The organism is Actinomadura madurae, from assembly GCF_047130825.1.
Taxonomy (GTDB): Bacteria; Actinomycetota; Actinomycetes; order Streptosporangiales; family Streptosporangiaceae; genus Spirillospora; species Spirillospora madurae.
The window spans coordinates 8,801,541-8,814,017 of sequence record NZ_CP083237.1 but is presented as its reverse complement, the minus strand read 5'-3'; the positions used below and the strand labels follow the sequence as shown (position 1 = coordinate 8,814,017).

At 74.5% G+C, this 12,477-nt stretch carries 11 protein-coding genes and 1 pseudogene; 3 read left to right on the top strand and 9 right to left on the bottom strand.

The window, feature by feature from the left end:
- Window positions 1-25 precede the first annotated feature (25 nt).
- A pseudogene (locus K8Z49_RS41185) lies at window positions 26-723 on the top strand (GntR family transcriptional regulator).
- A gap of 230 nt (window positions 724-953) precedes the next feature.
- On the opposite strand, the gene bioB reads toward K8Z49_RS41185, so the two are convergent.
- Window positions 954-1,949 carry a biotin synthase BioB gene (gene bioB, locus K8Z49_RS41180; protein WP_250373674.1) on the bottom strand — a complete coding sequence of 332 codons (996 nt, stop codon included), beginning with the start codon at window positions 1,947-1,949 and terminating at the stop codon, window positions 954-956.
- Entirely contained in the window at window positions 1,946-2,677 is a 732-nt protein-coding gene (gene bioD, locus K8Z49_RS41175; RefSeq protein WP_024935407.1) for a dethiobiotin synthase, read from the bottom strand. Before bioD ends, bioB begins: the two co-directional genes overlap by 4 nt.
- Before the next feature lie 102 nt (window positions 2,678-2,779).
- Between bioD and K8Z49_RS41170 the strand changes: the two genes are divergently transcribed.
- Both K8Z49_RS41170 and K8Z49_RS41165 read left to right on the top strand, forming a co-directional pair.
- A complete protein-coding gene (locus tag K8Z49_RS41170) occupies window positions 2,780-3,559 on the top strand; it encodes a hypothetical protein (protein WP_024935406.1) in 780 nt (259 codons plus the stop codon).
- A gap of 52 nt (window positions 3,560-3,611) precedes the next feature.
- Window positions 3,612-5,273 (top strand): acetolactate synthase, encoded by a 1,662-nt coding sequence (locus tag K8Z49_RS41165; protein WP_021597367.1) that lies wholly within the window; start codon window positions 3,612-3,614, stop codon window positions 5,271-5,273.
- Window positions 5,274-5,306: 33 nt separating this feature from the next.
- Here K8Z49_RS41165 and K8Z49_RS41160 read toward each other — a convergent pair whose 3' ends face one another.
- The 7 genes from K8Z49_RS41160 to K8Z49_RS41130 all read right to left on the bottom strand — a co-directional run bounded on the left by K8Z49_RS41160 (window position 5,307) and on the right by K8Z49_RS41130 (window position 12,367).
- Complete coding sequence (locus tag K8Z49_RS41160) at window positions 5,307-5,507, bottom strand: hypothetical protein (RefSeq protein ID WP_235206428.1); 201 nt, start codon at window positions 5,505-5,507, stop codon at window positions 5,307-5,309.
- 27 nt (window positions 5,508-5,534) lie between these two features.
- Complete coding sequence (locus K8Z49_RS41155; RefSeq protein WP_412516731.1) at window positions 5,535-6,881, bottom strand: acetyl/propionyl/methylcrotonyl-CoA carboxylase subunit alpha; 1,347 nt, start codon at window positions 6,879-6,881, stop codon at window positions 5,535-5,537.
- Between the two features lie 69 nt (window positions 6,882-6,950).
- On the bottom strand, window positions 6,951-7,772 hold the full coding sequence (locus K8Z49_RS41150) for an SCO6745 family protein (protein ID WP_024935404.1): 822 nt from the start codon (window positions 7,770-7,772) through the stop codon (window positions 6,951-6,953).
- 89 nt (window positions 7,773-7,861) lie between these two features.
- Entirely contained in the window at window positions 7,862-8,650 is a 789-nt protein-coding gene (locus tag K8Z49_RS41145) for an XdhC family protein (protein ID WP_412516730.1), read from the bottom strand.
- Window positions 8,647-11,031: an aerobic carbon-monoxide dehydrogenase large subunit gene (locus K8Z49_RS41140; protein ID WP_412516729.1), complete on the bottom strand. Its 2,385-nt coding sequence runs from the start codon at window positions 11,029-11,031 to the stop codon at window positions 8,647-8,649. The genes K8Z49_RS41145 and K8Z49_RS41140 overlap by 4 nt, the downstream gene beginning before the upstream one ends.
- Complete coding sequence (locus tag K8Z49_RS41135) at window positions 11,028-11,504, bottom strand: (2Fe-2S)-binding protein (RefSeq protein WP_021597373.1); 477 nt, start codon at window positions 11,502-11,504, stop codon at window positions 11,028-11,030. Before K8Z49_RS41135 ends, K8Z49_RS41140 begins: the two co-directional genes overlap by 4 nt.
- Complete coding sequence (locus K8Z49_RS41130; protein ID WP_021597374.1) at window positions 11,501-12,367, bottom strand: FAD binding domain-containing protein; 867 nt, start codon at window positions 12,365-12,367, stop codon at window positions 11,501-11,503. The genes K8Z49_RS41135 and K8Z49_RS41130 overlap by 4 nt, the downstream gene beginning before the upstream one ends.
- Window positions 12,368-12,477 lie beyond the last annotated feature (110 nt).

Below are 12,477 nucleotides of genomic sequence, written 5' to 3'. Positions count from 1 at the left end.
GCGCCACCCGAACCAGGCACCCCGGATCCCCAAGTACTACAAGCTCAAAGAGCTGCTGGTCGAGCTCATCCAGTCGCTGCCGGCCGGCAGCCCGCTGCCGCCCGAGCGGACGCTCGCCGAGAGGTACGAGACGTCCCGCACCACCGTGCGCCAGGCCCTCGCCGAACTCGTCGTCGAAGGACGCCTCCAGCGCATCCAGGGCAAGGGCACCTTCGTCGCCAAGCCGAAGGTCGCGCAGGAGCTCCAGCTCGTCAGCTACACCGAGGACATGCGGCACCACGGCCTGCGCCCCCGAGACCCGCATCCTGGAGGCCGGCTACGTCAGCGCCGACGAGCGGCTGGCCACCCTCCTCTGCATCCGTCCGGGCGGGCGCGTCCTGCGCGTCCACCGGCTCCGCCTCGCCGACGGCGAGCCCATGTCGATCGACACGTCCCACCTCCCGGCCCGCCGCTTCCCCGGCCTGCGCCGCGAGCTCCCCCGCCACCACTCCCCTGTACGAGACGCTCGCCACCGCCTACGACGTCCACCTCACCGAGGCGGAGGAGACGATCGAGACCGTCCTCGCCACCCCGCACGACGCCCAGCTCCTGGGCGTGGACGTCGGCCTGCCGATGCTCCTCCTTTCCCGCCACGCCTTCGACACCACGGGCCAGCCGGTCGAGTGGGCCCAGTCCCTCTACCGGGGCGACCGCTACAAGTTCATCACCCGCCTCAGCCGCTGACCTCCGCGCGAGCCGGAGCTTTCGACCACAGTTTCGAAGGATCCGGCTACGCTGGGTGCACCCCTTCTCTACGGCGACCGCGAGCAGTCCGTGAGGGAGGAGTCACTCGACGTGAAAGTCCTGACAGACGAAGAATGGGATTTCGGAGAGCCGATCCACCTGCCCGAGCCGTTCGACATCGAGATCGACACCGGTCGCTGGAGGCCGTGGAAAGCGTGACCGGCTCTGTCCTAGAGGGTCTGGCTGAGGGCCTTGATGGGCATCTGGAGGTCGGTCAGGAGGTCCAGGTCCTTCTGGGCGGGGCGGCCTAGGGTGGTGAGGTAGTTGCCGACGATGATGGCGTTGATGCCGCCGAGCATGCCGTCGCGGGTGCCGAGGTCGCCGAGGGTGAGCTCGCGGCCTCCGGCGTAGCGGAGGATCGTGCGGGGCAGGGCGAGCCGGAACGCGGCGATCGTCTTCAGCGCCTCCGTGCCCTCGACCAGCGGGCGGTCGGCGAACGGGGTGCCGGGCCGGGGCGCGAGGAAGTTCAGCGGGACCTCGTCGGGTTCCAGCTCGGCGAGCTGCGCGGCGAACTCGGCGCGCTGCTCGACGGACTCGCCCATGCCGACGATGCCGCCGCAGCACACCTCCATGCCGGCGTCCTTGACCATGCGGAGGGTGTCCCAGCGCTCCTCCCACGTGTGCGTGGTGACCACGCTGGGGAAGTGGGAGCGGGCCGTCTCCAGGTTGTGGTTGTAGCGGTGGACGCCCATCGCGGCCAGCTCGTCCACCTGCTCCTGCGTGAGCATGCCGAGCGAGCACGCGATGTTGATCTCGACGGCGTCGTTGATCGCCTTGACGCCCTCGCGGACCTGCGCCATGAGCCGCTCGTCCGGGCCGCGGACGGCGGCGACGATGCAGAACTCGGTCGCGCCGGTCTTCGCGGTCTCCCGCGCCGCCTCGACGAGGTCCGGGATGTTCAGCCACACCGACCGGACGGGCGACTCGAACGTGCCGGACTGCGAGCAGAAGTGGCAGTCCTCCGGGCAGCCGCCCGTCTTCAGCGACACGATGCCCTCGACCTCGACCTCCGGGCCGCACCAGCGCATCCGGACGTCGTGGGCGAGCGCGAGCAGGTCCTGCAGCCGGTCGTCCGGCAGGGTCAGCGCCTCCAGGACCTGCTCCCGGGACAGGCCCCGGCCTTCCTCCAGCACCTGGCGGCGGGCGATGTCGAGGATGTCGGTCACGTGTTCTCCTTGTCGGGGCCGAAGCCGTCGCGGAACGCGGCGGCGTCGAAGCCGCCGCCGAACGAGGGGGCCAGGCCGCGGTGCGCGACCGGCAGGAACTCCGCCGGGTCCAGCGCGCCCGCGCCCGCGGGCAGCGCGCCCGCCAGCGGGCGGGCCGCGATGGTCTCCAGGTCGCGGATGTTGCTGCGCATGGCGAGGTCCGGGTCGTCCGGCCAGGCGCCGATCACCACCCCGGCGAGCTGCACGCCGCGGTGCGCCATCGCCTCCAGGGTGAGCGCGGTGTGGTTGAGGGTGCCGAGGTCGGGGCGGGCCACGACGACCACGGCGGCGCCGAGCCAGCGCGCCAGGTCCGCGATCGTCGTCCCCTCGTCGTCGTAGCGGACGAGCAGCCCGCCCGCGCCCTCCACCAGCACCAGCCGGCGGCTCGCCGCGAGGTCCCGGACGCGCTCGGCCACGTCCGGCAGCCGGACGGGCGGGACCCCGGCCCGGCGCGCGGCGGCGGCCGGGGACAGCGGATCGGGGAACCGGGCGAACTCGTGCACGTCGTCCAGGCCGGCGAGGCGCCGCACCTCGTCCAGGTCGCCGGGATCGGCGTCGCCGGCGCCCGTCTGGCCGGGCTTGACGACGGCGACCGACGCGCCGCGCGCGGCGGCGACCGTGGCCAGAGCCGCGGTCACGACGGTCTTCCCCACGCCCGTGCAGGTCCCGGAGACAACGAGAACGCTCACAACGCGGCACCCTAGCGCGGGGCCCCGGACCGGCCCGCCGCCGGACCCCTCACTTCTCCGGCACGGGCGGAACCCGGGGCGGCGGCGGGGCGTCCAACCGTCATGGCCGGTCCGCACACACGCTCCCACCGGACGCCGGCACTCGCCTGCGCGGCCCTCGCGGCCTGCGCGGCGCTCACCGCGTGCGGGGACGACGGCTCCGGCACCGCCGGGCCCTCGCCCTCGTCGCCCGGCGCCTCGTCCCCCGCCAAGGACTCCCCCGCCGGTGAGCGGCTCGTCCTGCGGCGGCGGCAGACCGGGGGCATCGCGGGCCTCGGCGGCCCGGGAAGCGTCCCCGAGTTCTCCCTCTACTCCACCGGACGCGCCGTCGTCTCCTCCCAGGGCCGGCTGACCGAGTACCGCCTGAAGCCGGACGCGCTGAGGCGGCTGCTGGACGAGGCCCGCGCCGCCGGGCTCGGCCGCTCGCACACGGTCGGCTCCGACCGGATCGCCGACGCGATCATCACCGTGGTCGGGATGGGCGGCGCGACGACCCGGATCATCCAGCCCGAGTCGCAGGCCGGGCCGGAGGCGCGGTTCCTCAAGAGGCTCGACCCGGCCGGCTGGCCCGCGGCCGACCAGGCCGCCGAGCCGCGGCCGTACGCGCCGGAGAGGACGGCCGTCCTCGCCGGCCCGACGACGGGCGGCGGCACCGTCAAGACGTGGCCGCTGGACCCGCTCGGCAAGGGCGCCCAGGTGGCGGGCGCCATCTGCACGCTGGCCCCGCCGAAGAGGATCCCCGCCACCGGGCCCGACATCGCCTGGCGCAGCGAGGGCGAGACCTACTCGGTCCGCCTCCGTCCCCTGCTCCCGGGCGAGTCGTCCTGCCGGGACCTCGCCTGATCGGAACCGCCGCCCTCTGGGCAGCCAAACGACCGCTTGTTACCGTGCGTGCATGAGCGCTCGGCACGGCGGTGACACGGCCATCGCGGAGATCCGCGGGCACGGCGTCGACACGATGTTCACCCTCTCGGGCGGGCACGTGTTCCCGCTCTACGACGGCGCCGTCGGCGAGAACGGCGCCGGAACCGCCGCGGCCGCCGTCCCGCGGATCGTGGACGTCCGGCACGAGCAGACGGCCGTGTTCGCGGCGGAGGCGACGGCCCGGCTCACCCGCCGCACCGGGCTCGCCGTCCTGACGGCCGGGCCGGGCGTCACCAACGGCGTCAGCGGGATCACCACGGCCTGGTTCAACGGGTCCCCCGTCGTCGTCCTCGGCGGCCGGGCGCCGCTCGGGCGGTGGGGGTCGGGCGCGCTCCAGGAGCTCGACCAGCCGCCGATCCTCGCCCCGGTCACCAAGCTCGCGATGACCGCCCGCGGGCCGGACACGCTCGCCGCCGACGTGGCCCGCGCCTTCACGACGGCCGCCGCGCCGCACCGCGGCCCGGTCTTCCTCGACGTCCACATGGACCACCTCTTCGGCCCTGCCGGGCGGGACGCCGCGCGGCGGCCGGCCGAGCCGCCGGAGCGGCCCGCCGACCCCGACGCGCTCGCCCGCGTCGCCGGGCTGCTCAAGGCGGCGCGGCGGCCGGTCCTCGTCCTCGGCTCGGACGTGTGGATGGACGGTGCCGACGAGGCCGCCCGCGCGTTCGCCGAGGAGCTGCGGCTGCCGGTGGTCGCCAACGGGCAGGGCCGCGGCGTCCTGCCGGCCGGGCACGAGCTGCTCGTCACCCGCGCCCGGGGCACCGCGTTCGGCGACGCCGACCTCGTCATCGTCGCGGGGACGCCGCTGGACTTCCGCCTCGGCTACGGCTCGTTCGGCGACGGGACCGCCAAGGTCGTCCATCTCGCGGACGCGCCGTCGGCCCTCGCCGCCCACGTCCGGCCGGCCGCGTCCGCCGCGGGCGACCTGTCGCTCGTCTTCGGGAGCCTGGCCGCGGCCTGCGCGAAGGCGGGCGTCTCCCCCGCCGGATACGCGCCCTGGCGGGACGGCCTGCGCGACGCGACCTGCGCCGCCATCGCCGAGGACGTCGACCTGCTCACCTCCGACGCCGACCCGATCCACCCCCTGCGCGTCTACGGGGAGCTGTCGAAGATCCTCGACGACGACGCCGTGGTGATCGGGGACGGCGGCGACTTCGTCTCCTACGCGGGCAGGTACGTCGAGCCGCGGCGGCCCGGCGGCTGGCTCGACCCGGGCCCGTACGGGTGCCTCGGCACCGGCCTCGGCTACGCGATCGCGGCCCGCCTCGCCCGGCCGTCCGCCCAGGTCGTGCTGCTGCTCGGCGACGGCGCCGCGGGGCTGTCGCTGATGGACGCCGACAGCCTGGTCCGGCACGGCCTGCCGGTCGTGATGATCGTGGGCAACAACGGCTCCTGGGGGCTGGAGAAGCACCCGATGCGGATGCTCTACGGCTACGACGTGGCCGCCGACCTCCAGCCGCACTGCCGCTACGACGAGGTGGTCCGCGCGCTCGGCGGCGCCGGCGAGCTGGTCACCCGCCCGGACGAGGTCGGCCCGGCGCTGCGGCGCGCGTTCGACTCCGGCGTTCCGTACCTGGTGAACGTCGCGACCGATCCCGAGGTCTCCTACCCCCGCAAGACCACCGGTGTCTGACCGGGGCGCCGCGCTCGCGGCGGCGCCGGCGTCCTAGGACGCGTCCTGCAGCGCGCCGTGCCGCGAGCAGCGGGCCGTCCAGCCGAGCGGCGTGACCTGGACGATCATGCGGCGGCGGCAGTGCGCGCAGTAGCGGGGCGGCTCCATCTCGCGGGCGGCGCGGCAGGACGCGTGGGCGCCCTCGGCGGCGGGCTCGCCGCAGCGGTCGCAGTACACGGGCTCGTCTCGGGGCACGGCGCCACTCTACGACGAGCCGGCGCTCTACGACGGGCCGGTCGGGCGCATGCGGCCGACGATCCCGGTGTCGTAGGTCCCGTCCGCGAACCCGGGGACGCCGAGCAGCTCGCGCAGGAAGGGCAGGTTCGTCGGCGGGCCCTCGATGCGGAACGCGTCGAGGGCGGCCCCGGCGCGGGCGAGCGCGTGGCCGCGGTCGTCGCCGTGGACGGTCAGCTTGGCGAGCAGGGGGTGGTAGTGCGCCGTGACGGTGTTGCCCTCGGCGTACCCGGTGTCGATGCGGATGCCGTCGCCGGCGGGCTCCTCCCACACCTTGATCTCGCCGGAGCCGGGGCGGAACTCCCGCGGGTCCTCGGCGTGGACGCGGAACGCGACGGCGTGGCCGCGCGGCGTCGCGTCCGTGAACGAGACGGGCTCCCCGGCGGCGATGCGGAACTGCTGCTCGACGAGGTCGATGCCGGTGACCATCTCGGTGACGACGTGCCCGGACGGCAGCCGGGTGCTCATCTCCAGGAACGCGAAGTCCTGCGCGGCGGGGTCGACGAGGAACTCGACGCTGCCCGCGCCCCGGTAGCCGACGGCCTCGCCCGCGCGGGCGGCGGCGGCCAGCAGGCGGTCGCGGAGGGCGGGGGTGACGCCCGGCGACGGCGTCTCCTCGACGATCTTCTGGTACCGGCGCTGGACGGAGCAGTCGCGCTCGCCGAGCGCGAGGACCGCGCCGTCCGCGAGGCCGAGGATCTGCACCTCGATGTGCAGGGCGCCCGGGACGTACCGCTCCAGGAGCACCGCGCCGTGGCCGAAGACGCGGTCGGCGGCGGCGCGGGCCGTCTCGTAGGCGGGGCGCAGGCCCGCGGCGTCGTGCGCGACGGCCAGGCCGAGGCCGCCGTCGCCCGCGGCGGGCTTCACCATGACGGGGTAGCCGATCCGCTCGGCCTCCTCGGCCGCGGTGCCGGCGTCCGGGACCGGTTCCCAGCCGGCGGGCCCGACGGGGACGCCCGCCTCCCGCATCAGGTTCCGGGAGTTGATCTTGTCGCTCATCCGGGCGATGGCGAGCGGCGGCGGGCCGGCCCAGACCAGGCCGGCGTCCGTGACCTGCCGGGCGAACGCGGCGCTCTCGGCGAGGACGCCGTCGCCGGGATGGATCGCCTGCGCGTTCGTCCGGCGCGCGGCCTCCAGGATCGCGGCGGCGTTGAGGTAGCTGCGAGCCGGGTCGGCGGGCCCGATCAGGACGGCCTCGTCGGCCTCCGCGACGAACGGCAACCCCTCGTCGGCGTCGGAGTGCACCGCGATGGCCTTGAGCCCCATCGCGCGGGCGGTCCGCACGATCCGTCCGGCGATCTCCCCGCGGTTCGCCACGAGCACGGACTCGAACACTTGCGGACACCCCTAGCGCGCCAGACGACCCGATCGGCGCGAGCCTAGCGGAGACCCTCCGGCGGCGCGCTAGGAGAGGCTGAAGAGGCCGCCGTCCACGACGGCCCTGCCGAAGGGGCGGGCCAGTTCGGCGAGGCGCTCGCAGCCGTCCTCGCCCAGGGCGGCGTAGGCGGGGAGCGCGAGCGCGTCGGTGCGGTCCTCGATGCGCTGGCGGAAGGCCTCGCCCTCGGGGCTGAGGGACTCGCCGTCGAGCAGGCCGCGCCCGCGGAGGCTCTCGGCGGTCGCCTCCCATTCCTCGGCGGGCCACGCGCGGGTCGCCGTCAGGAACTTCTTGGGCATGGTGCCGGTGGCCACGTGCAGGACGAGGGCCTCGACCGGGGTGACGCCCTCCGTGGTGAGGACGGCGATGTGCCCGTCCCCGCGGAACTCGCGCAGGAGGGTCTGCGCCCACCAGAGCTGCAGGATCGGCTCGTCCGGCCAGGGCAGTGCCGCGTGCGCCGCGTAGAGGGGCCTGCCCTGGGCGTGGTCGCCGGCGGCCTCGGCCGCGCGGCGGGCCAGGGAGACGGTCTCCTCCAGGCCGGGGAGCCGGTCGACGCCGCCGCGGCGGAGGGCGGCGGCGGCCGCGTCCGCCCGGGCGTCGAGCACCTGCTCGGGGGACGCCTTCTCCCAGGCGGCGGGGATGGCCGCGCGGACGACGTCGGGGTTGAAGTTGTAGAACGTCGCGATGACGACCTCGGCGGAGGCGCGCCCGAAGGCCGCCGCGCGGGACGCGAAGTAGGCGGTCCGGGCGTCCAGGCCGAGGGCGCCGTACCGCTCCGGCGCCTCCGGAACGAAGTAGATCATCGAGTGGACCGGTTCCAGCCGCCGCCATGCCTGCCGTGCCGCTCGCATCCGCCGCCTCCGTCTCTCACCGGGAGCCCGGGCGGCAGGAATGTACCGACCGGTCGGAATGCGAACCTAATTCTAGGCGTGCGCGGCCGTCAACCTCCGTGGTGGCAGCACTCCCCCGTCTCGGCCGACGACACCTCCACCGGCGACACCTCCACCGGGGACACCCGCTGCGCGGGGCGCTCCGCGCGGGGACGCAGCGAGAGGATCTCCGCGAGCACCGACAGCGCGATCTCGGGTGCGGTGCGGGCGCCGATGTCCAGCCCCGCCGGGGTGTGGACCCGCTCGCCGCCCTCCAGGTCCGCGGTCACCGCGGCGCCCCGCTTCCGGCTGGCGATCAGGCCGACGTAGGGGACGGCGGCGTCCAGCGCGGCCCGCAGGACGGCCTCCTCGTCGCGCCCGTGGGTGGCGACCACGACCGCCGCCGCGTCCGGCGACGGCGGGTCGGCCGTCCCCGCCGGGCGGGCGTCGAACCCGGCCGCCCGCCCCACCTCGGTCAGCGCACGCGCGACCGGCCCGTCGCCGTAGACGTTGATCAGCGCGGGCGGGATCACCGCTTCGAGGAACACGTCGACCGTCCCGCCGGACAGGCACGGGTTGCTCACCGTCACCATCCCCTCCAGAGGCGCTGTGTCCGCGGCGGGCGTGATGCGCAGCAGGGTCGACCGGCCCGACCGGAGCAGCTGGAGCGCCTGGTCGCGCACGGCCGACTCGGCGCAGTGGCCTCCGACGAACCCCTCCATCGTCCCGTCCGGCAGGACGAGCGCCCGGTCGCCGGTCTTCGCGCTCGTCGGGCGCTCCGCCCGCACGACCGTGGCGAGGACGTACGGCGTCCGCTCGCCGCGCAGCCGCTCCGCCAGTTCCGCGTTCTCGTTCATCATGGGATCGCCAGGTCAGTGCGGAACGGGCGCCCCTGGATGACGCGCCAGACGTTCGCCGGGGTGAGCGGCATGTCGGCGTGCCGGACGCCGTAGGGCGCGAGCGCGTCCACGACCGCGTTGACGATCGCGGCGGGCGAGCCGACGGTCGCGGACTCGCCGACGCCCTTCGCGCCGAGCGGGTGGTGCGGCGAGGGCGTGACGGTCTCGCCGAGCTCCCACGACGGGCACTCCATCGAGGTGGGCAGCAGGTAGTCCATGAACGAGGCGCCGAGGTGGTTGCCGTCCTCGTCGAACGCCATGACCTGCATGAGCGCCATCCCGACGCCGTCGGCGAGCCCGCCGTGCACCTGCCCCTCGACGATCATCGGGTTGATCCGGACGCCGCAGTCGTCGACCGCGACGAACCGGCGGACGGTGACCTTGCCCGTTCCCGGGTCGACGTCCACGACGGCGATGTAGGCGCCGAACGGGTAGGTGAGGTTGGGCGGGTTGTAGACGGTCGTCGCGTCGAGATGCCCCTCGACCCCCTCCGGGAGTTCGAGGCTGCCGTGCGCGGCCATCGCGATCTCCTGGATGGTGGCCCCGGACGACGGGTCGCCGCGCACGATCCAGCGTCCCGGCGTCCACTCCAGGTCCTCCGGGGCGGCCTCCAGCATCGCGCCCGCGACGATCCGGGCCCGCTCGCGCACCTTCCGCGCGACGACCGCCGTCGCCGCGCCGGACACCGGCGTCGACCGCGACCCGTAGGTGCCGAGGCCGAACGGCGTCTGGTCGGTGTCGCCGTGGACGACCTCGACGTCGTCCACCGGCATGCCCAGCTCCTCCGCCACGATCTGCGCGAACGTCGTCTCGTGCCCCTGGCCCTGCGTCTGGACGGAGATGCGCAGCACCGCCTTCCCGGTCGGGTGGACGCGCAGCTCGGCGCCGTCGGCCATGCCGAGCCCGAGGATGTCCATGTGCTTGCGCGGCCCGGCGCCGACGGCCTCGGTGAAGAAGCTGATGCCGATGCCCATCAGCGGCCCGTCGCCCCTCTCGCGCCGGTCGGCCTGCTCCGCGCGCAGCTTGTCATAGCCCGCGATGTCGAGGGCTTTGCGCAGGGTGCGCGGGTAGTCGCCGGAGTTGTACTCCCAGCCGGTGGCCGTGGAATACGGGAACTGGTCGGCGCGCAGCAGGTTGCGCAGCCGCAGCTCCGCCGGGTCGGTGTCCAGCTCGGCCGCCAGCACGTCGATCATCCGCTCGACCAGGTAGGCGGCCTCGGTGATGCGGAACGAGCACGCGTAGGCGACGCCGCCGGGCGCCTTGTTGGTGTAGACGCCGGTGACGGCGCAGTGCGCGGCCTCGATGTCGTAGGAACCGGTGAACACGTGGAAGAACCCGGCCGGGAACTTGGTCGGCTGCGCGGTGCCGTTGAAGGCGCCGTGGTCGGCGAGCACCTTCACGCGCAGGCCGCGGATGCGCCCGTCCCGCGTCGCGGCGATCTCGCCCCGCATGTGGTAGTCGCGGGCGAAGGAGGTCGTCATCAGGTTCTCCGACCGGTCCTCCATCCATTTGACCGGGCGGCCGGTGACGATCGACCCGACGATGGCGCATACGTAGCCCGGGTAGATGCCGACCTTGTTGCCGAAGCCGCCGCCGATGTCGGGCGAGACGACCCGGATCTTGTGCTCGGGCAGCCCGGCGACGAGCGCGTAGACGGTGCGGTGCGCGTGCGGGGCCTGGGTCGTGGTGTGGACGGTGAGCTTGCCGGTCACCTTGTCCATGTCCGCGACGATCCCGCACGTCTCCAGCGGCGCCGGATGGACCCGCGGGTACAGGACGTCCTGGGCGACGACCACCTCGGCCTCGTCGAAGACGCGGGCGGTCTCGTCCGCGTCGCCCGCCTCCCAGTCGAAGATGCGGTTGTCGGCGCGGCCCTCCACGTCGTCGCGGATGAGCGGGGCGCCGTCGTCCAGCGCCTCGCGGGCGTCGATCACCGGGGGCAGCGCCTCGTAGTCGACGTCGATGAGCTCCAGCGCGTCCCGCGCCGCGTAGTGCGACTCGGCGACGACGAACGCGACCTCCTGGCCCTGGAACCGCACCTTGTCGGTCGCGAGGACCGCCTGCACGTCGCCGGACAGCGTCGGCATCCACGCGAGGTTCAGCCGGGCCAGCGTCTCGCCGGTGATCACCGCCCTGACCTGCGGGTGCGCCTCAGCCGCCGTGGTGTCGACGGAGACGAGCCGGGCGTGCGCGTGAGGGCTGCGCAGCACCGCCCCGTACAGCATCCCCGGCAGCTTGATGTCGTCGACGTAGGTGCCCTTGCCCCGGATGAACCGGGCGTCCTCCTTGCGCGGCACCCTGCCGAACCCGCGGTGCCCGTTCTCGCTCACGACCTCGCTCATGACGTCACTTCCCGGGAGGAGTGCTCGGCGGCCCACCGGACGGACCGGACGATGTTCTCGTAGCCGGTGCACCGGCAGATCTGGCCCGACACCGCCTCGCGGATCTCCGCCTCGGACGGGTCGGGGCTGTGGTCGAGGAGCCACCGCGACGTCATCAGCATCCCCGGCGTGCAGAACCCGCACTGGAGGCCGTGGCACTCGCTGAAGCCCTTCTGGACGGGGTCCAGTTCCCCGTCCCGCTCCAGGCCCTCCACGGTGCGGACCTCCTTGCCGGACGCCATCACCGCCAGGACCGTGCACGACTTCACCGGCACCCCGTCCAGCCACACGACGCAGGCGCCGCAGTTGGACGTGTCGCACCCCCAGTGCGTCCCGGTGAGGTCCAGTTCGTCCCGCAGGAAGTGGACGAGCAGCAGCCGCGGCTCGACGTCGTGGGTGTACGGCTGCCCGTTGACCGTCACGGTGATGTTCACGGCAGGCACCTCTCGTAGGCGCGGCGCAGCGCGCGGGTGGTCAGCTCCCCGGCCAGGTGGCGCTTGTAGTCGGCGGGGCCCCGCTGGTCGGACCCGGGGTCGCAGTGCTCGGCGGCCACCCGCCCCGCCTCGGCGAAGACCTCCTCGGACGGGACGGCGCCGCGCAGCACGTCCTCCGCCTCCGCGGCGGTGAAGTGCTCCGCCCGCACGGCCGTCAGGCCGATCCCGGCCTCGGCGATCCGCCCGTCCGCCAGCCTCAGCACGGCGCCCGCGGCGGCGAGCGGCCAGTCCCCCACCCGCCGCTCGACCTTGACGTAGGCGCTCGAACCTCCGGGGCGGATCGGCACCCGGAGCTCGGTCAGCAGTTCGCCGGGCTCCACGACCGTCTCGTACGGGCCGGTGTGGAACTCCCGGACCGGCACCACCCGCTCCCCGTCCGGGCCCCTGATCACCGCCGACGCCCGCAGCGCGGCGAACGCCGCCGCCAGGTCCTCGGACGGGTCGGCCTGGCAGAGCGAGCCGCCGACCGTCCCCCGGTTGCGCACCACCGGGTCGGCGATCACCCGTTCCGCGTCGTGCAGGATCGGGAAGTGCTCCCCCGCGACGGCGGAGCCCAGCAGCTCGGCGTGCCGGACGAGCGCGCCCACGCACAGGGCGTCGCCCTCGATCCGGATGCGGGCCAGCTCCGCCACGTCGTTGATGTCGACCAGGGCCTCGGGCTGCGCCAGGCGCAGCTTCATCATCGGGAGCAGGCTGTGGCCGCCCGCCAGGACCCTCGCCTCGTCGCCGTGGCGCGCCAGCAGCGCCAGCGCCTCCTCGACGGTCGTCGCCTTCGCGTACTCGAAGTTCGCGGGAACCTGCACGGCGTCCCCCTCGGAGTGGGATGTGACGAGATTCTCACTCCGCCCGCATCCAGGGACAACAGCCGGATAAGCGAAGGGTTAACGCGGGCCGCCCGGAGGTCCAGACTGGG